We start from the raw sequence: 19,958 nt of genomic DNA, 5'->3' as shown, positions 1-19,958 counted from the left end.
ACGTGGGCGGTATCTACTGCATGTACCAGCCATGGCTTACCACGATCGATTGGCCTGTAAGCGCGTTCGAGCGGAAACCGGCAAGAAACAGCGCCGTATCGGCGATATCACCAAGGGTGGTAAATTCGCCATCCACCGTGTCACGAAGCATGACATCGCGAATCACGGCGTCCTCGTCGATACCCAGTTCCCTGGCCTGCTCAGGGATCTGCCTGTCCACCAGCGGCGTCCGCACGAAGCCGGGGCACAGCACATTCGCGCGGATGCCATCCGTGGCTCCCTCCTTTGCGATGGTGCGTGCCAGTCCCAGCAGGCCGTGCTTGGCGGTGACGTAGGGCGCCTTCAGTTTCGAGGCGACATGGGAGTGGGCCGAACCCATGAGGATGATCGCCCCACCGTGGCCTTTTTCCTTCATCTGCCGCATCGCCGCACGTGAGGTAAGGAAGGCGCCATCAAGATGGATGGCCAGCATGCGCTTCCAGTCGGCGAAACGGAAATCAACAAGGGGGGCGACGATCTGCACGCCGGCATTGCTGACCAGGATGTCCACTGGCCCAAGCTCACGTTGCGTGCGCGCGAAACCGTCGTCGACCTGTGCTTCGTCGGTGACATCCATGGCGATGCCCATGGCACCGTTTCCTATCGCGCGTGCGGCTTCGCTGGCCTTGTCGTGGTCGATGTCGGCGATGACGACGCGTGCGCCGGCCTTTGCATAGGCTTCGGCAATGGCGCGGCCGATACCGCTGGCCGCGCCGGTGACAAGGGCAACCTTGCCTTCCAGATCGTGCATGGTGTGGCTCCGTCAGGGGACAGGACGAAGCTTAGACCATGTCGTATCAGGGTTTCGTCAGCGTGAACGACGCCATGTCACCCGTGGTGGACGAACCACTGATCCACACGTCGAACAATCCGGGTTCCGCCTCGAAGGTGCGTCCGTCGACGTGGGTGAAAGCCAGGTCGCGGCGGGTCAGTTCGAACGACAGCTCTTCCGATGCGCCCGGTGCAAGGAGGATCTTGCGGAAGGCCTTCAACTCACGCACGGGCCTCACGCGGCTGGCGACACGATCGTGGATATACAGCTGCACCACTTCCTCGCCGGTGACCTCGCCGGTATTGGTGACCGTGGCGGTGATGACGATGGTGTCGTCCCAGGCTGCCGTGGTCTTTACCGATGGCGGTGTATAGCTGAAGCGCGTGTAGCTGAGGCCGTGCCCGAAGGGATACAGCGCCTCGAAGGTGGCTTCGCGATAACGTGCCTTGAAGGCCGGCGGCTGGTCTGTCAGTTCGGGACGGCCCGTGCGCGCATGGTTGTAGAAGAAGGGCTGCTGGCCCGAGTCCTGCGGGAAGCTGACGGGCAGGCGGGCGGACGGGTTGTAGTCACCGAAAACAACGTCACCGATAGCGTGACCTGCCTGGGTGCCGAGGAACCAGGTGACGAGGATGGCGTTCGCATCGCGAACCGCCCCCGACAGGGCGAGGGCGCGACCGTTCTTCAGCAGCACGACCACGGGCGTACCGGTGGCGGCTACGGCTTCGGCGAGCGCCTGTTGGGCAGCGGGCACCACGATCTGCGTGCGGGACTGGGCTTCACCGGAATAGTTCTGCGGCTCGCCGATGGCCAGCAGCACCACGTCGGCGCGCCGGGCGGCGGCGACGGCGGCTTCGATGCCGCCATCGATGGCTTCCTCGATGCCGCTGCCGGCCACGATGTCCAGTTCACTGCCCTGAAGTGCATCGCGGATGCCGCTGGCGATGTCGACATAACGCGTCTTGTCGCCGAAGAGCGTCCAGCATCCTTCGATGTGGTCGCGGTCTTCGGCGAACGGGCCGATCAGCGCGATCCGCGTACCGGACTTGCGCAGGGGAAGCACGCCATCGTTCTTCAGCATCACGATGGAACGACGGGACGCATCGCGCGCCAGGGCGTCGTGCCCAGCGAGCTTCGAGGTATCGGCTTCCACATCGGGGTCAAGCGAACGATACGGATTATCGAACAGGCCGATGGTTTCCTTCACCCGCAATACGCGCCGCACGCCTTCGTCGAGTACGTCCATCGGAACATCACCGCTCGCAACAAGATCGGCCAGGTGCTCTGCGTAGTATCCGCTCTGCATGCTCATGTCGACGCCAGCAAGAAAAGCGAGGCGCGCGGCGTCTCGCTCGTCGGCGGCATAGCCATGCGCGATCAGTTCCATGTCCGCGGTGTAGTCGGACACCACAAACCCGCCGAAGCCCCACTCGTCACGAAGAACGCCCGTCATCAGCTCGCGATTGGCCGAGGCGGGTACGCCGTTGATGTCGTTGAATGCGCTCATGATGGTGATGGCACCGGCATCGAGCGCCGCCTTGAACGGCGGCAGGTGCACGTCGCGCAGGGTTTGCGGTGCGATGTCCACGGTGTTGTATTCCATGCCGCCGGCAACCGCACCATAGGCGGCAAAGTGCTTGGGCGTGGCGAGCAGCGAATCCGGGGCCGTCAGGTCCGTGCCCTGGAAGCCACGTACACGCGCAGCAGCAAAGGCCGAACCCAGCACGACATCCTCGCCGGAGCCTTCCGCGACACGTCCCCAGCGCTGGTCGCGCGAAATATCCACCGCCGGAGCGAATGTCCAGTGCACGCCGGCTGCCGTGGCCTCGACGGCGGTGACGCGCGCCGTGCGCTCGGCAAGATCCGGTTCGAAGCTGGCGGCTTCGCCCAGCGGAATAGGAAACACCGTGCGCATGCCGTGGATGACGTCGGAGCCAAAAATCAGGGGAATCCCCAGGCGGCTCTCCTCGATGGCGACGCGCTGGGCTTCGCGACCTTCCGTGGCACCCACGCCATTGAACAGTGCACCGACCGTGCCTGCACGGATCTGCTCCAGCACTTCGGCCGCGCCACGCGCGTTGACCTCGGGGTTGATGTCCGGGGCGAAGGGGCGCACGGCATCGGCGAAGATGCCGAGCTGGCCGACCTTTTCCTCCACGGTCATGCGGGTGATGAGGTCTTCGATGCGGGAGTCACGAGTCATGTCGGTGCGTTCTGCAAAGCGTCGGCCGTGGCCGGAAGCGGGCTAGGATACCGGCATCGATCCGTGCAGTGGGCACGTAAATGACGTTACATGTAAACGATTACGTCGTTGGGCGCCAAGACCTTCACCGAGGTGAAGGCACGAGGCTTCTCAGGCTGCCGGCCGGGATGGGAAAAGGCGGGCGATGGCACCGGCAAGGCCATCCGAACCATAAGGCTTACCGAGGATCACGGTGCGCGCATCTGCCGTGGCACCGGCCGCATGCGCATGCCCTGTGGCGAAGATGACGGCCAGTTCCGGCTGGATATCCCTCGCACGGGCCGCAAGCTCGATGCCCGACATGCCAGGAAGACCCACATCGGCGATCAGCAGGTCGATGCCCTGGCTGGCAAGCAGGTCAATGGCATGGGCGGCATCGCCGGCCTCGCACACATCGTGCCCGCGTAGCTGCAGCATTTCGACCACCGTCGTGCGCACCAGCCAGTCGTCTTCCACGACAAGGATGCGCACCCTTGGCGGCGAATGGATCATGGTGAACGCGTGGGCGGGCCGTGCCGCGTTGCGCTGGGCTTGTGCGACAAATACCTGGCGAAGTTTCCTGGCGAGGGTTTCGCGTGTATAGGGCTTGCTCAGCAATTCCACGCCTTCGTCGAGGCGTCCGCCATGCACGATCGAGTTTTCCGTATAGCCTGACGTGAAAAGCACGGCCATGCCGGGAAGTCGCTCGCAGGCCTTGCGGGCCAGCTCGGTGCTTTTGAGTGGGCCAGGCATCACGACATCGGTGAAAAGCAGATCGATGGGAATGCCGCTGTCCACGATAGACAACGCGCTGGATGCATCACGCGATTTCAGTACGCGATAACCCAGGTCGACGAGCATGGCGACGACCGTATCGCGTACGGCATCGTCGTCTTCGGCCACCAGGATGGTTTCGTTGCCGCCGGTCACCGGGCCCGCATCGATGTCGACGATCACATCTTCCGACTGGGTCGTGCGCGGCATATAGAGCTTCACTGTCGTGCCGTGGCCCGGCTCGCTATAGATGCGGATATGGCCGCCGGACTGTTTCACGAAGCCGTAGACCATCGAAAGCCCAAGGCCGGTGCCCCGGCCTTCCGGCTTGGTCGTGAAGAAGGGATCGAATACCTTGTCGACAATGCCTGCCTCGATGCCGTGTCCTGTGTCGGTGACGGCCAGCAGCACGTACTGTCCTGCGTTCACGTCGTCGAGTGCATCGACATAGTTGGCATCGAGATAGGCATTGCCAGCCTCGATAGTCAGGCGCCCCTGGCCGTCCATCGCATCGCGTGCGTTGATGGCGAGGTTGAGCAACGCGTTCTCGATGTTGCCGGGGTCGATAAGCGTGTTCCACAGGCCGCCGGCGATGATGGTCTCGATCTCGATGGCCTCGCCCAGCGTGCGCCGGAGCAGGTCGTCCATGTCACGGATGAAGCGGCCTATGTTCACCACTTTCGGTGCGAGCGGTTGCCGCCGGCCGAAGGCCAGCAACTGCGAGGCCAGCTTGGAGCCGCGTGCCACGCCTGCCAGCGCATTGGATACACGACGGGCGGCACGCTCGTTGTCACCTACGTCGTCGGCAAGCAATTGCAGATTGCCGCTGATGACCTGCAGCAGATTATTGAAATCGTGCGCCACGCCGCCGGTGAGATTGCCGATGGCTTCCATCTTCTGGCTCTGGCGCAGGGCATCCTGCGTGCGCAGCAGTTCGGCGCTGCGCTGGGTCACGCGCTCCTGCAAGGTGGCGGCGAGATCGGCCAGCTCAGCCTCGGCCCGCTTGCGTTCGGTGATATCCATGGCGATGCCGATATAGCGGCGGCGTGCCCGACCCTCATGGCGCACTACCTCGCCCCGTCTTGCAATCCAGCGGATCTCGCCGGTGACGGGATCGACGCGGCGGTATTCGATGTAGTCGAGCGGATTGCCTTGCTCCAGGCGATGCATGGCGGCCACGGTGCGATCATCGGGGTGCAGGAGCATGTAGAGCATGGTGTCGGTGACGGGTCCATGCTCGGGCAGTCCCCAGATCTGCCGGTACTCGTCGGACACTTCCAGGCGCCCGGTTTCGGGAAACCACTCGAAGGTGCCTACACCGCCGGCCTGCTGGGCGATACGCAGGCGTTGCTCCACCTCTACCCGATGGGTGGTTTCCTTGATCTGTACGAGTACGCAGGCAATGACGCCATCGGCACCAACGATAGGACTGTAATCCAGGTGCAGCCAGACGTCCTCGGGCTCGCCGGTGCGGTTGAGCACCACGTGCTGGTCGCGATAGGAGAGCGTGCCACCCGCCAGCACCGTGTCGAGCACACGCCGGTTGAACGGCGCCACCTCCGGCCAGCCGATGGTGACGGGCTGGCCCAGCACGGAGGGATGTCGCAGCCCTGCGATGGAACGGTAGGCATCGTTGTAGAACAGCACGCCTTCGGTGCCGTGGAACAGCGCCATGGGGGCTTCGGTGCGGAGCATCGACGCCAGGGTGTGGCACAAGGCATCGGGCCAGCTATCCAGCGGGCCCAGCGAGGTGTGTGTCCAGTCCTGCTCGCGAATCAGACGCCCCAGTTCGCGATCGGCAGGCAGGAACCAGGGATAGTCGGTCGGCAGGGAAGACATGCGGCGGGCCTGTGCGGGTCACACGGTTGACCCGCGATGGTAGCGCGCGACGGAGTCAGATAGCGCTATGGCGTACGACGTCGACCAGGGCCAGCCACATGTCGCAGTCGCCATCACTGAGAACGTCCACGAGGATGGCGGCGAGCGCCAGCGTGGCAAAGCCCTTGCGGATGGCACCAATGGCGGCGCCCATCGCCGACGCCTTGCGACCCAGGAAACGCCCTGTACGTTCCAGGAAGCCCAACCTGCTGGCGATGCGATGGACCTCCCGGGCGACCTGTGGCTCGGCCTGGCTTGCCTGCTCGCGGATCAGTTCACTCAGGACATCCATGCGACCCGTGAAATAGGGGCCTACCCCGGTGGTAAAGAGCACCCAGTCCCGCGCCTGGGCCTGGGCGAGGCTCATGATCTCGCTGGGGTCTTCCTCGAAGTCGATGAAGCCGACGCCGGTGTCGCCGACGGTGATGTTCCGGGCGAAGGCCTGTCCCAGGTAACCGCCGTGGCGATGCAGCTCACCGATGGCATGCACCGTCTGGCGCACGAGGATGTCCGCGTCGTTGGCGCTCTTGAGGCGCTTCAGTCGATGGGCAAGGGTAGGGCCCATGTCGCTCAGGATGAGGCTGCGAGGGCCCTCGCCAAGAATGCGCGGCACCGGAGCGCCACAGGCCCGCAGCGCTTCGAGGCGGCGAAGTTCGATTTCCTTGGCCTGCTCGCCGGCATAGCGAGGTGGAGAGCGTAGCGCGGCCAGCTCCAGGCGTGAGGCCAGACCGTTCCAGAGACGTACCATGGCAGGTCTCAGCCAGTTGTCCGGGTCGTAGCGTTTCAACCAGGCGGTGCGACCGCCCAACGAGAATTTCTGCACCATGCGGGGCTCTCCGTACACAGGCTGCCTGCACGGTCACCCGCGTGGCCTGCCTGCGCGCCAAGAAACACCGTGACCCTGCGATCACGTCCCAACCCCGTAAGCCTATTCTAAGCTTAGTTTTTGCTTAGATCATCCTTTAGGTTTCCTTTGTAAGAAAATGGTTAAGTCCTGACGTTGTCTGTGCCGGTTCGGCGCATTCACTAAGCGTATTCGGCATATAAGCAAAAACTGCTTTGACGCAGTCTTCGCGGTACCGCGACAACCGACATGATCCGGGCGTAGGCTCTCCCGTACTTGCCTCACCAGCGAGGTCATGCCGTGTTGGCGGAAACCGTCCCCTCCGTCGTCGAGATGCGCGGCATCGGTAAGGTGTTCTATGCCGGTGCGATGGAAAACCACGTGCTGACGGATATCCATCTGGATATCCGTCGTGGCGAGTTCGTTTCCATTGCCGGCCCTTCCGGCTGTGGCAAGACGACGTTGCTGTCGCTGATGGGGCTCCTGGATACGCCGACCCATGGCGAACTGCAGGTCGTCGGGCACGATGTCGCCGGGCTCGGCAGGCATGCCCGTGCGGCGCTGCGCAACGCCTACATCGGCTTCGTCTTCCAGTCGTTCAACCTGCTGCCTGACCTGACCATTGCGGAGAATGTGGAGCTTCCCTTGACCTTCCGGCCGGGCGTGGGCCGACGTGAGCGCATGGAACGGGCGGCCGAGGCATTGGCGAGCGTGGGCATGGCCCATCGCATAAGTCACTTCCCGGCCCAGTTGTCGGGAGGTCAGCAGCAACGTGTCGCGGTGGCACGTGCGCTGGCGGGGGATCCGGCCATCCTTCTTGCAGACGAGCCGACGGGAAACCTCGACCTGCGCAACGGCGAGAACGTGATGGTCCTGCTGGCCCGCCTGCATGCGGCGGGGCGCACCATCTGCATGGTGACGCACGACGAGCGCTTCGGTTTCATGGCCGACCGGGTCGTACGCCTGCTGGATGGGCGCGTCGTCGATGAAAGCACGTTCCAGCAGTTGCGGCGGGAGGCCGAATGCGGCCTAGACGAACGTCGGGCAGCAGAGTCGTTTCTGTGACGAGCCGCCTGCCCGATCTGATCGGCCGCTTGCGCGGTCTTTTCCGTCACCCCGGCTATCTGGCCATGGCGTCGCTTACGCTGGCGCTCGGCGTCGCCGCCATGGTGAGCGCTTTTGTACCTGTCAACGGCTTGCTTCTGAGGCCGCCGCCGTTTCCGAATCACGAACACGTGGCTTTCTACGGCAGGGGAGCAGAATATCGGTCGATATCACCACGGTTGTACAACCTGCTGGCCACGCCTGAGGGTGTACGTTCAACCGGCGTGGCGCGTGTATCCGAAGCGATCAATGTCAGCGTGGGCGAACATATACTTCTGCTGCGTGGGCAACGGGTGAACATGGGTTTTCTCCCGACCCTTGGCGTGATGCCCGAGATAGGTCATCCGTTTTCTGGTGATACAGATGAAACCATGGTTTCGTGGGATTTCTGGCGAACCTGGCTGGAAGCCGATGCGCATGCCATCGGTAGCACGATCCTCATCAATGGACGGCCCTTCCGTGTCCGTGGCGTGCTGCCGCCAAGCTACCGGCTTTTTGAGGACGTGGACGTCCTGCTGCCCCTTGGCAATGAGGGCGACGTTGCGGACCACGCTTCCAATCTGATGGCCGTGGCATGGCTTGCACCGGGCACATCCATCGACTCTTTCGCAAGACAGGTCAACCAGGTGGCCACGCGCCATGCCGGAGAACTGGGCATTCCAAAGGATCAGCTTGGTGGCTATGGCGCGACATCACTTGCTGCACAGGTAACGGCATCCTCGCGTCCGACGCTGCTGCTATTCCTCGGATGCGGTGCGCTCGTGCTGCTTATTGCAGGCCTCAATCTGTCCAGCCTCATGCTTGTACGCGCGATGGCCAAGTCGCGCGAAGTGGAACTGCAGGTGGCGCTGGGAGCTCGTGGCTACCGCCTGTGGCTGCCACTTGCCGCAGAAGCAACGCTGATCGGCACATTGGCCGTCACCATGGGGCTGCAACTGGGCGGCTTTCTGGCACACATGTTCACCCGGTTTCTGCCGGGCGCCTGGTTTGCACCGGACGCCCTGGTCAGGATCGACTGGCGTGTTCGACTGTTTGCCGTCGTCGTGGCAATGATCGTGTTGGCCATCGCAACCTCGGGAAGGCCGCTCTATCGACGACCAGAGGGGATATCCAGGCGCCACCATGACGGTGCTCCGCGTAGCGGCGCAGTTGTTGTCCATGCGCGACGCATCGTCGGTACCGCGCAGACGGCACTGGCCACGATCCTGCTCGTGCTGAGCGTGGGCATGATCGTTCGCTGGTGGAACCTGGACCAGGTGCCACTGGGATTCCGTGCAGATCAGGCCTTGCTCTTCGAGGTATCGCCCGATGAGGTTCAGTACCCATCATTGAATGATGTCGTAACCCTGGCCGAACGTCTTCGCCATCGCCTGGCGGCCCTGCCGGGGATCGATAGCGTGGGCTTATCCAACCACCTGCCCATAACGGGGCGTTTCATCATGCCCTTCAAGGCAACCGATGGCAGGGTCCAGCACATTCAGTATGCCGTGATCACCCCTGGCGCGATGGAGGCCATGGGCATGGAGATACTGCGCGGACGGCAGCTGGAAGAAGGAGATACGCCGGATACCTTGCCTGTGGCCCTGGTGAACGAGGCGTATCTGCGGGCATTCGGGTCCGATGACGTGGTGAGGCCTGCCTTGCCCGGCGACACGATCGACCCCCTGCATATCGTGGGCGTGGTTGCCGATACGCGGCATGCTGGACCCGACAGGGACCCTGAGCCCACGGTATTCCTTCCGCTGGCGCAGGTGCCGCCCTCTACGTTTACCTTTGCCCGCCGGTTCATGGCGATGCACGTCATCATGCGTGGCCCGGGAGCGGTGACACTCGATGCGACGACGATTGCATCCGTCGTCCACTCCGTGGCGCCTGCATTGGCGGTTTCCGATGTGCGTGCATTGCAAAGCGACATCAATGCGGTACTGGATCCGTCACGCCGTGACGCGGTGCTGTCCACCGCCTTTGCGATGGTGGCCGTGATACTGGCATGCATCGGCCTCTATTCGAGCCAGTCGGTGGACGTTGCGATGCGGCGTGGGGAGTTTGCCATGATGGGAGCCATGGGAGCCACGCCAGGCGATCTGCTGGGCAGGGTGCTTTCCCGGGGCTGCGGACCTGCGTTCGCCGGTGTAGCCATCGGGCTTGCCATCGCCGCCTGGTTGTCCGGAAGGGGATGGATGGATCGACTGACGAGCTGGAAGATCGTGGATACGACCGTCGTGACCTTTGTAAGCCTGGTCATGGTTTTGCTGACACTCGCTGCATGCGGAATCCCGGCGATGAGGGCTGCCCGGATTGATCCGCTTCATGTAATCCGCTGACAAACCTCCTGCCAACCAAAAGCCAAAAGCCAAGAGACAGGAGTATGCGAATGACTGGTCCGGATCACAGCCTGCCTGTCCTTGTCGTGGATGACCATTCCGATGTGCGACTGGCGATGCATATCCTCCTGCGCACGGAAAACATCCCGTCCGTCCAGGTCGAGTCCCCTGCCGCTGCCCTGGCCGCCGTGGCTTGCTCCGCATTTTCCTGTGCCGTGCTTGACCTCAACTACGGCGCCGATACCACGTCCGGTCATGATGGCCTCGCACTGGTTGCGAAGCTGCGCGAAACCTATCCGGAGCTGCCCTTGCTGGTCATGACAGCATGGGGAAGCGTGGATATCGCCGTAAAGGCGATGCAGCTCGGCGCGGCGGATTTCATCGAAAAGCCGTGGAACAACATGCGGATGCTGCAATCGGTAAGGAACCAGATCGCGCTGGGGCAGATGCGGGACGAAAACCAGAGGCTCAGGAGCGAAGCCGCCCTGTCGAGGCAGGACAATGATGTCCTGCGAGTTTGTGAATCGTCGTCGATGCGACGAGTGGTCGACCTGATATACAAGGTCGCCACTACGCACTCGAACGTACTTCTGCTAGGTGAGAATGGCACGGGAAAATCGGTATTCGCCAGGGAAATTCATTCCCTGTCGCCGCGTGCCGAGCAGGCGGTCATACGCACCGATATGGGGAGCCTTCCCGAATCACGCTTCAATGAAGACATGTTCGGCGAAGACAAGCCCATGTCGCGGCCGGGGCGATTCGAGCTGGCACATCAGGGTACGCTCATCATGGAGGAGGTGGGGAACATTCCCATATTTCACCAGGTGAAACTTCTTCGTGTCCTGGAAGAAGGCGAGCTGGAGCGCGAGGGGTCGGCCCGCACGCGCAAGGTGGATGTCCGTGTCGTATCCACAAGTAATGCGGACCTCGAGGCGGCGATTCGCGCGAACCGCTTCCGCCGTGACCTGCTCTACCGCCTGAATGCCATGCAGGTGAGGTTGCCTCCTCTGCGAGAACGCGTCGAGGATGTGATACCACTGGCCCGGCATTTTCTGCTACGTGAATGCCGCCGCCTGGGACGATGCGCGATGATCTTCACACCGTCGGCGGAACGCCTGATGCGCGGCTATCACTGGCCGGGAAATGTGCGCGAGCTCGAACACTCCATCGAGCGTGCCGTACTACTGGCCAGTCATGACGAAATCGATTCCACCGTACTTTCGCTTACCACGCCACCCAATGAGTCGCCACTCCTGCTCGACAGGCTCACCCTTCCCGAAGCGGAAGAGATGCTCATTCGTAATGCACTGGAGCGCAACGATCATAATCTCCAGCGCGCAGCCGACGCCTTGGGCATTTCCCGGCAGGCCTTGTATCGTCGCATCGACAAGATGAAGTCCAGGGGCCACTTCGAGCAGACCGGGTAACGGACGCCACATGCCTGATTCCACGGTAGTAGCCACGGCATCCGCGATGCATCCTCGCCTGCTTCGCCGCCGGGCCATGGTCTGGGCAGGTTGTTTCGCGGCTCCGCTGGCCGTGACAGGGTTTCTGCTTGCGCTGTGCGACGAGCTGTCGTTTGCGACACGGCTGGGCCTTCTCATCACGGGGTTGTCCGGATCCCTGCTGGTGGGCCGCCTGCTCGGTGGACGATTGCTCTCCTCGCTGGCGACGGCTTTCGATCTCCTGGCGTCATTAAGGGAAGGTGATTACGGCTTGCGCGGGCATGTCCGATGGCGGCGTGACCCGCTCCAGGTACTGGTTGCTGACATCAACGCGCTGTCGGACGAGCTGCGTCAGGGTCGCCGAAAACGAACGGAAGCCTCGCGATTTCTCGGCAAGACTCTCGTGGCCCTCAATAGTGCCGTGTTTGTTATCGACGACGCAGGCGCGTTGCGCCTGATCAATCCTGCGGCCCGGCGTCTGCTGCGCGCAGAGCGCACGGCAGTGGTGGGGCGCGATGCCGCTGAACTCGGGCTGGGTCCTGTGTTGGCAGCAGCTGATGACACGATCGTCAATCACCAGTTCCCCGCGGGAAAGGGGCGCTGGGCCGTTCGTCGTGCATCCTGGTACAGCGATGGAAGAGGACACACCCTGGTCATGCTCCACGACCTGAGCGCGGCACTGAGCGAGGAGGAGCGTCGCGCCTGGCAGCGCCTGATCCGGGTACTGAGTCACGAACTGAACAATTCACTGACGCCGATCGGCTCGCTGGCCGGCAGCCTGGCCGTGCTGCTGGAAAAGGAGTCGGCGGAGATGGCACGGCAGCCCCTGCTCGATGGCCTGGACGCCATAGGGCGCCGCGCTGCGGCCCTGGCGAGATTTCTTTCGGGATACGGCCGGCTTGCACGCCTGCCTCCCCAGCAGCGCACGCGATTCAGGCTCGACGAACTGCTTCATCGGGTTGTAAGACTCGAGCACCGGCTGACCATCGACATCGCCGGATCGCGCCCGGTGACCATCGAGGGCGACGAAGATCAGCTCGGCCAGGTTTTTGTGAACCTGTTACGCAATGCGGTCGAGGCAACGCTGGCCAGGGTTGCCGAAGGCCGTGTGTGGGTGGACTGGCAGGTGGATGTGGACGATGTACTGGTGACGATAGACGACGAGGGCGTGGGTTTGCCGGCCAGCGACTGCCTTTTCGTTCCCTTCTTCACCACGAAGCCCGAGGGATCGGGTATTGGCCTGAGCCTGAGCCGCCTGATCATCGAAGCCCACGGGGGTACGGTGGAACTACGCCCCAGGCATGGGGCACCCGGTGCGCAGGCGCTGATCCGCCTGCCCTACGGCATGGCCTCCTGAGCGTCCGCTTGCGGACGGAAGTGTCCATTCGCGGACATGCGCCGTGACCGCTTCCGGCCAGGCGCCGAAGAAAGTCACGCGCAAGGGCCGAAAGCCGCTGATTTTCGCCTCCCAGGCGTTGCCGCTACACGTCGCCGATACGTACATTTCCCCCACGCCCCGGTCTTCCCACGGGGCGTACGGGACGATATCGACATGGAGGACATAGGACATGAATCAGTTATTGGAAGATCTGGTGAAGGGACTGCAGATGCTCAAGGAACCAGAGTCCCAGCAAGCGTTCATCACCGATACCAGCAACATCGGAAGCACGTCCAGCACCGCGGGATGCTGAACGCGCCCGTCCAGGGAATGGGCAGGTGATGGAAGGCCGGGATCAGCGAGCGTCATGTCGATCGATATCGTCTGAGTCCGGGAAGGCGGCACGTGGAGGAAGGGGTCCGGCCTTTCTTCCACGTGCCGGTAGTGTTGGGGTAAACGGAAATGGATAGTCATGGAGCAGCGCATCGATTTTTCACCCTTTATAGGTGTCGACAGGGAATATTTCGACGCGCCGGGATACCGGGGGGCACAGGACGAGGACTTTATCGATCCGGTACGCGCGCAGATCGCCCGCCGTCGCCGTCGCACTGTTCCCGTGATGCGCGTCCGGCGCTGGGAGCTTGAACGTTCCGGTATCTGGATGCATTGCCGGCCCGAGGGCATCGTCCTTCCTGCACAAGGATGGAAAATCCACGTGTCCTCGGTAGAGGCCACCTCCCGGATTGTCCTGTCCATCGTGACCGCCCTGCTCGTGGAGCGTGGCGTTGCCTTCAAGTTCGCTGCGGACCTGCGTTTCCTGCGGGTCATCAACGGCAAGCGCTGCTCGCGCTCGGCCTCGGGCAAGTTCATCACGATCTATCCCTGCGACGTGCACGAATTTCGTAGCGTCATGGAAGACCTGTACTCGTCACTATCGGGTTACGTAGGCCCTTGCGTGCTCACGGATCGAGGGTATCGGGATTCGCGTGTACTGCATTATCGCTATGGCGGCATTCGCTCGGACTTTCGCATTCGCGCTGACGCGCGCCGGGAGTGGCTGCTCACGGCACCCGACGGTAGTAAATTGCTCGACGCGCGGGCCCCCTGTTACTGGCTACCGGACTGGCTGAAAGACCCCTTTGGCGAAGACCCTTCGGGAGCCTCGACCGCTGAGATTGCCATTGGCGGCGGTCGATTCCGCGTTCACAAGGCATTGGCCTTTTCTGCCGCCGGCGGTGTTTACCTTGCGGACGATCTGCACAGCGGCAAGCGCGTGGTCGTCAAGGAGGCGCGGCCTTACGTTGGTGAAGGCACAGGTGCGACGGCAACCCTACGCAAGGAGTTCCGGTTGCTCCGCCGTCTGGCTTCCCTGGATGTGGCACCGCAACCCTACGCCCATTTCCGGGACTGGGAGCACACTTTTCTGGTGGAGGACTACCTGGAGGGTAACACCCTGCGTAGCTGGCTGGTGCAGAGGTATCCATGGCTGAAATGCCGTGCAACCCGCGCCGACGTCACCATGTACCTGCACGAGATCTGCAAGGTGTTCACTCATCTGGCAGAAGCGATGGCGAAGGTACACGCCGAGGGTATTTCCATCGGCGACCTGTCCTCTGAAAACTGCATCGTCGACGCAGGAGGCGGGGTACGATTCATTGATCTTGAAGCGTCGATCGAACACGGCATGGACGAGCCGGTCGATTTGCGCACGCCCGGCTTTGCGTCGGTGTCACCGCAGCGCACGGACCTCGCGTCAGCGATGTCCGAAGACTACTATGCATTCGGCGCCAACCTCCTGGCCGCGGTGATTCCGGTAAACGCCATGATGTACCTGGATACCGGCGCAGCATCGCGCTTCGTGGTGATGATGGTGCGTGACATGGGATATCCCGCCGCACTCGTCGATCTTGTGGCCGATCTGACCGCCGTGAACGCAACGAGGCGGCCACGCCCGCAAGATGCCATGGTTCGTTTGCGGGAGGCCGTCCTGCAGATGGACGATGGTAACCTGCCAGTACCTCACCGCAGCGTTGAGTATCCTCCGGTTTGCGATCCGACATCCGAACTGCTTCGTTTCATCGGCGCACGCGCCGCCGAAGCCCGGCCTGATCGATTCGTGCCCGCCGACATCGGCGTTTTCGAGACCCATCCCTGGGGCATCGCTCATGGAGCGGCGGGTGTGATTCATGCCTGTCGGGAGATTTCAGGAAACACGCCGGCGCAGTGGCAGAACTACCTGATCGATGGGGCTTCGCAGGCTCGCGATCGTGGCGCCAGCCTGATGGCCGGCGACACGGGTATTGCCTGGGTCCTGTATGAGCTGGGTGAACGGGCACTCGCCGACACCTTGATGGATAGCATGTCGACGCGAGCGCCTGCCTCATGGGGCGATTATGGGTTGCACGACGGGCTTGCGGGATGGGGGTTGGGTCGCATCAAGGCCTGGCATGCGACTTCGCACGCTGCCTTCCTTGACGAGGCAAGGCAAGCTGGAAGCGCGTTACTGCAAGCGGCAATAAGGAACGAACAGGGCATGTACTGGCCTGCGGGTGAGCAGCAGCCGGTGGGACTGGCACGTGGGGCCTCGGGAATCGCCTTGTTCCTCATGCATCTGCATGTCGCAACCGGTGATCAGGAATTCATGACGGCAGCACGGGCGGCGGTTGCTTTCGACTTCGCCCAGCGTCGCCTGAATCCCGACGGCGACCCTACCTGGCCCGTGGCCCTGGGGCGCCCGGTAACCCAGCCCTATCTTGCGCATGGTACCGCTGGCATCGTTGCCGTCCTGGCTCGCATGTACGCGGTCACGGGCGAGCAGTGCTATCAGGACATGGTGCTCACGGCGGAAGCGGACCTGTTCCGGCACCACGCCATCCATCCCGGCCTTTTCGAGGGGCTCGCCGGTATCGGTGAAACCCTTCTGGACCTGGCGGCCTTCTTCCCCGAGCGTTCGGATATCTATCTGCGTGAAGCCCGCAAGCTCGCCAATGGCATCGAGCCGTTCCTCGTGCGCAGGCCTGACGGGCTGGCTGTCCCGGGCGCGCGCCTGCTGCGGCTCAGCTGCGATTTCGCCACGGGCAGTGCGGGCGTGGCGAAATTCTTCCATCGCTTCAGGCATGGTGGCCTTGCATCGTTCATGCTCGACGAGCACCTGCCGGCCATGGCCGGTGCCCGCAGGCTGGCAGCCGCCTAGAGCCGGAACTTCGCTTCCATCAGGTAAGTCCGCGATGGATACGGGTAATAGACGTAATAACGGCGGTTAGTGAGGTTGTCGACACCGGCACCCAGTTCGACGTGCTCGCTGATCTTCCAGTTCAGCTTGGCATCGAAGGTGAGGAAATCACTGGCGCCTCCGAAGGTATCCGGGTTGATATCACTGTGGTCCAGCGTGTTGTACTGCCTGCCGGAGTAGCGTCCGGCCAGCGTGAGGCCGACTCGCTCACTGGCATGCCAGGTGGCCACGATGTTCGCGCGCCAGCGGGGGATACGATAGAACTGCTTGCCTATCGAGGCCGGGTTCTGCGGATTGCGCACCGTGGTGGCCTGCGTATAGGCGGCATTCGCCGTCAGATCGAGCCACGGCCAGAACACACCCGTGCCATCGTAGCTGGCTTCCGCGCCCCGGGTGCGCACCAGCGAAACGTTCTGCACGTTGGTCACGTTGGGGAAGACGGTGGTATCGGTCTGGCTGAACAGTGTATTGCGGGTATCGCTGCGGAACAGGGTGAAGCGCGTCACGCTATTGCCTCGATACCACTGTGCAGAGAATTCGCGGGACAGGTCGTTCTCGGGCTTCAGGTAGGGGTTGTTGTTGATAAGCGAGATACCGTTGAACGTTCCCTGGAACAACTCACTCACCGTGGGGAAGCGATAGGCCCGCGCGCCGGACAGACGAAGGGTCAGCGAATCGGTAGCGGCGTAACTCAGCGATAGCTTGGGCGAGGTATGCGATTCCTTGCGCTCCGGATAACCCGTGCTGGCAGTGGCGGTGGAACGCGTGCCCCCGAAGGCACGCCATTGTTCGTAGCGGGCCCCGGCCACCAGCCGCCAGCGCTCGTCCAGTTGCCAGGCATCCTGCAGGTACATCGCCTGTGTCTGTGTGCTGCCACCATTACCTCCCGTGAAGGCGCCGCTGCCGCCATCGCGCCACTGCGCCAGCGCGTAGTTACCGGTGCGCAGAAGATAGCCGTCGTAGTGGTAGCCGAAACTCACCGTATGCGTGTTCGGCCCCTGCGTATCGGGCGTGTGGCTCGCCCGCAGGTCGAACGTGCGCCAGCGGCTGCCGTCGCCCGCGGTGAGCAGGCCGGGGCCGTTGTCGGTGAATGCCGAGGCGACACGGTCGCGGTTGCGGTCCATGTCGAAGTAGGAGGCATTGCCCTCGATATTCCAGCCGGTATCGCGATGCGTGCCCAGTGACACCCCATAGAGATAATTGCGGCTCTGGCGCGTGCTCGGTGCAAAGAAGTTGGCAGGCAGCGTATACGTGCGGCCGCCGATGCTTACCGGGCCGGACCATACGGGTTGTCCGGCGGCATCGCGAAGGAAGGTGTCAGTACGGTGCGAGAGATCCTGGCTCCAGTATCCGGCGGTCACGCCACCGGTCAGTTCCGGCGTGAAATCGTAGGTCAGGCGCAGGTGGGCTTCGTCCTGGCTGGTGGCTTCCTGCCCTTCGCTGTTGATCCCCACGACCTGGCGCGGCAAGCCGTTCGCGCCCGTGTCGCCGATGGCGCCGGTGACGGGAGTCAGCGTCCCTTGACGCGTCGAGAGGTTTTGCGTGGCGTAGACCAGCGGTTGTCCGTTCGATTGCAGGTGCGATACGCCGATGAGGAAGGCAACGCGTCCCACGCGGTCACCGAAGGTTGCACTCTGCCGGCTGCCTCCGTAGTTACGGTTCAGCCCGTAGCTGTCCACGTGCTGCGTAAAGGCCTGCACCTCGCCCGTGGCTTCCAGCGTGTCGGGCATGCGGGTGCTCATCACCACCGTGGCGCCGATGGAATTACCTGGATACAGCGCGGAATAGGCGCCGTAGATCACGTCCACGCGAGCCAGGTTGTCCGGAAAGGTCATCGACCAGCGCGGCGGATTCGACCAGCTGTTGCCCAGCAGGTTGGAGAGCAGCAGGCCATCGAGATACACCAGGCCGCGCGCGCTTTGCTGGTTGCTGGTGCCGCGTACGGAGAACGTGGCGTTCTCGTCACCGATGAAGCGCTTGCGGATGCCGAAGGCCGGTAGGTATTTCAATGCGTCTTCGGCGTTCACGGCATTGAGCCGGTCGAGCTTGTCGGCCGTGATGGTTTCAACGGCGGCAGGCATGTCCGGATCGATGGCATGGTCCTGCCTGGCGGCGGAAACCCTCACCTCGTGCAGGTTCGTCGCGTTCTGGGGTGTATCGGGCGCATCTGCCGCATGAAGTGCAAACGTCGTGGTGCAAAGGGCGCAGGCAATGGCGCGCGCAAGCGCGCGGCCATCGTGGGCGAGGATGGTCATGACGGGAGTCCGGGAAGTGGTCGGGCGGCGGATCGGTAGCGATCAGGCAGTCACGACGACGGGCGGTCCCCGGGGATGGGTCGGAAAGAAGCTGGCGGTGGCGGCGCGTGGCAACGGAGGGCCGGCGGTTTTCACCGGGCCGGCGATGAAGGGCACCCCGGCGACGAACGCGCCGCCGCCCAGCGTCGGTGTGCTGGCAAACAGGGTGCAGTAACCGCAGGCGGCGTCTTCGTCCGTATGCGCGGAAGCACCATCCTCGTGGTGGTGGCCCACCGGCTCGCACCAGGCACCCAGGTCGGGCAGGGCAAACGCCGCTGCGGCGGTCCGCGAGACCGTCGGGGCGAGCACGGTCAGCCAGACGGCGACGAGCGCCATCCAAAGCCAGCCGCGTTTGCCTGTCATGCCACGACGCACCCGGGCGCCCCTTTGTAAAACCCTGGACATGGGTCAAGGGATGATGGCACGAACGGCATCCGGGCCGCTGCGGCACGGTGTCGCGCGATCAGGTGGTCTTGCCCAGCAGCCTGTCCATGCCGGCCACCGACACAGCGATCGCCTCATCCGCCCTGCGCCTCATCTCCGCCTCGTAGCGATCCAGGGCATGGGTAAGCCCATAAGGGTTCGCCGGTGCACCGGCAAGGCATGCGGCCAGGGCGACTGCATCTTCCAGCGCCATGTTCGCGCCCCGTCCGCCCGCAGGGCTCATGGCGTGGATGGCATCGCCGAGCAGGGTTGCCCGCCCCCGTTTCCAGCGGACGTCGGTACGGCCCGTGCGTACCGGTGCGATGGCGATATCCGACGGCCCGCTACCGCACATCACGCTGCGGAGGGTGGGATGCCATGCATGCGTGATTCGTTCGATGGCCGCTGGTACGTCGCCTGCCAGTGCGGCGGACAGGTCCAGGCGTTCGCGCGTGGTGAGCAAGGCCCAGTAGAGATAATCGTCCACCGGCGACACGGTATCGGGCAGGTCATGGCGAAAGCGCATGGCTTCGATGATCGCCGCGCAATCCTGGGCGAGGATGATGCGAGTGCCATCCATGAGGGCCTCGTGCGCATGGGGGGTGGATCTGCCGTAGAGACAGACGGCATCCGTAAGCGTTGGCGTTGCCTCAGGGGCGAGCATCGTCCGCACACGCGAATGCACGCCGTCGGCGCCGACGAGTACATCGGTCGTCACGCTCGTGGTGTTGTCAAAGGCGACACGCACACGCCCATCATCCAGCGTGTCGTATCCAGCGAAAGCGTGTCCGAAATGCACCCTGTCGCGGATGCCGGTCATGAGCACCTCGCGCAGGCTCTGCCGGTGGATACCGAGATCGCTTTGTTCCTCGTCGTCCTGCCAGCTATCCGGCCGCTGCGCACTTATGGGCTGTAAGTGCGTGTCCAGTATCTGCCCCGGCGACGTGGCCAGCGATGCGGTGAGGCGAAGCGCTTGGTCCATGGCAGGTGTCAGGGCCTTCGCCAGCGCACGCTGCCCCGCTGCATCGATCCTGATGCGATATCCTTGCGTCCGTTCGTTCGCCGAACCATCACGCTCGTAGACATCGCAGCGGATACCTGTCCGGGTCAGCGCCTGGGCGAGGCAAAGCCCGCCAGGTCCGGCGCCCACGATGGCAACGTGAAATGCATCGTTCATGCACAGCGGTTCCGTGAAGTGAGGCGTGAACGGTGACATGGCAGTCGCGGGCGGCG

Annotated in this window: 13 protein-coding genes; 6 read left to right on the top strand and 7 right to left on the bottom strand. The window is 63.3% G+C overall.

From position 1 onward, the window contains the following. Positions 1–13 precede the first annotated feature (13 nt). From KR767_RS06185 to KR767_RS06170, 4 genes are all read right to left on the bottom strand, one after another. On the bottom strand, positions 14–790 hold the full coding sequence (locus KR767_RS06185; RefSeq protein ID WP_250878486.1) for a 3-hydroxybutyrate dehydrogenase: 777 nt from the start codon (positions 788–790) through the stop codon (positions 14–16). Between the two features lie 46 nt (positions 791–836). Continuing rightward, the gene (locus KR767_RS06180) at positions 837–3,011 is read right to left on the bottom strand and encodes a glycoside hydrolase family 3 N-terminal domain-containing protein (protein WP_250878485.1); all 2,175 of its coding nucleotides are present in this window, start codon (positions 3,009–3,011) and stop codon (positions 837–839) included. Between the two features lie 150 nt (positions 3,012–3,161). Beyond that, entirely contained in the window at positions 3,162–5,642 is a 2,481-nt protein-coding gene (locus KR767_RS06175; protein WP_250878484.1) for a hybrid sensor histidine kinase/response regulator, read from the bottom strand. A gap of 55 nt (positions 5,643–5,697) precedes the next feature. Then, complete coding sequence (locus KR767_RS06170) at positions 5,698–6,507, bottom strand: BUD32 family EKC/KEOPS complex subunit (protein ID WP_166945479.1); 810 nt, start codon at positions 6,505–6,507, stop codon at positions 5,698–5,700. A 351-nt stretch (positions 6,508–6,858) separates the two neighbouring features. Here KR767_RS06170 and KR767_RS06165 point away from each other — a divergent pair, with 351 nt between their 5' ends. From KR767_RS06165 to lanKC, 6 genes are all read left to right on the top strand, one after another. Next, complete coding sequence (locus KR767_RS06165) at positions 6,859–7,590, top strand: ABC transporter ATP-binding protein (protein WP_250879128.1); 732 nt, start codon at positions 6,859–6,861, stop codon at positions 7,588–7,590. Further along, positions 7,587–9,953, top strand: coding sequence for an ABC transporter permease (locus KR767_RS06160; RefSeq protein ID WP_250878483.1), 2,367 nt, complete (start codon positions 7,587–7,589; stop codon positions 9,951–9,953). The genes KR767_RS06165 and KR767_RS06160 overlap by 4 nt, the downstream gene beginning before the upstream one ends. A 50-nt stretch (positions 9,954–10,003) precedes the next feature. Continuing rightward, a complete protein-coding gene (locus KR767_RS06155) occupies positions 10,004–11,380 on the top strand; it encodes a sigma-54-dependent transcriptional regulator (protein ID WP_166946368.1) in 1,377 nt (458 codons plus the stop codon). Between the two features lie 10 nt (positions 11,381–11,390). Continuing rightward, the gene (locus KR767_RS06150) at positions 11,391–12,755 is read left to right on the top strand and encodes a sensor histidine kinase (RefSeq protein ID WP_250878482.1); all 1,365 of its coding nucleotides are present in this window, start codon (positions 11,391–11,393) and stop codon (positions 12,753–12,755) included. A gap of 211 nt (positions 12,756–12,966) precedes the next feature. Next, complete coding sequence (locus KR767_RS21320; protein ID WP_284732874.1) at positions 12,967–13,089, top strand: hypothetical protein; 123 nt, start codon at positions 12,967–12,969, stop codon at positions 13,087–13,089. A gap of 159 nt (positions 13,090–13,248) precedes the next feature. Continuing rightward, entirely contained in the window at positions 13,249–15,969 is a 2,721-nt protein-coding gene (lanKC, locus tag KR767_RS06145; protein ID WP_250878481.1) for a class III lanthionine synthetase LanKC, read from the top strand. On the opposite strand, the gene KR767_RS06140 is transcribed toward lanKC, so the two are convergent. The 3 genes from KR767_RS06140 to KR767_RS06130 form a co-directional block, all read right to left on the bottom strand. Then, positions 15,966–18,263, bottom strand: coding sequence for a TonB-dependent receptor (locus tag KR767_RS06140; protein ID WP_250878480.1), 2,298 nt, complete (start codon positions 18,261–18,263; stop codon positions 15,966–15,968). The two genes, lanKC and KR767_RS06140, sit on opposite strands and share 4 nt — an antisense overlap. Before the next feature lie 42 nt (positions 18,264–18,305). Next, entirely contained in the window at positions 18,306–18,665 is a 360-nt protein-coding gene (locus KR767_RS06135) for a DUF2946 domain-containing protein (protein WP_250878479.1), read from the bottom strand. Between the two features lie 100 nt (positions 18,666–18,765). Continuing rightward, the gene (locus KR767_RS06130) at positions 18,766–19,902 is read right to left on the bottom strand and encodes an FAD-dependent oxidoreductase (protein WP_250878478.1); all 1,137 of its coding nucleotides are present in this window, start codon (positions 19,900–19,902) and stop codon (positions 18,766–18,768) included. Between the last annotated feature and the right edge of the window lie 56 nt (positions 19,903–19,958).

Origin of the sequence: Luteibacter anthropi (assembly GCF_023699965.1) — a bacterium.
Taxonomy (GTDB): Bacteria; Pseudomonadota; Gammaproteobacteria; order Xanthomonadales; family Rhodanobacteraceae; genus Luteibacter; species Luteibacter anthropi.
Note: the sequence above shows the minus strand (reverse complement) of the source record. Positions and strands in the feature narration are given on the sequence as shown.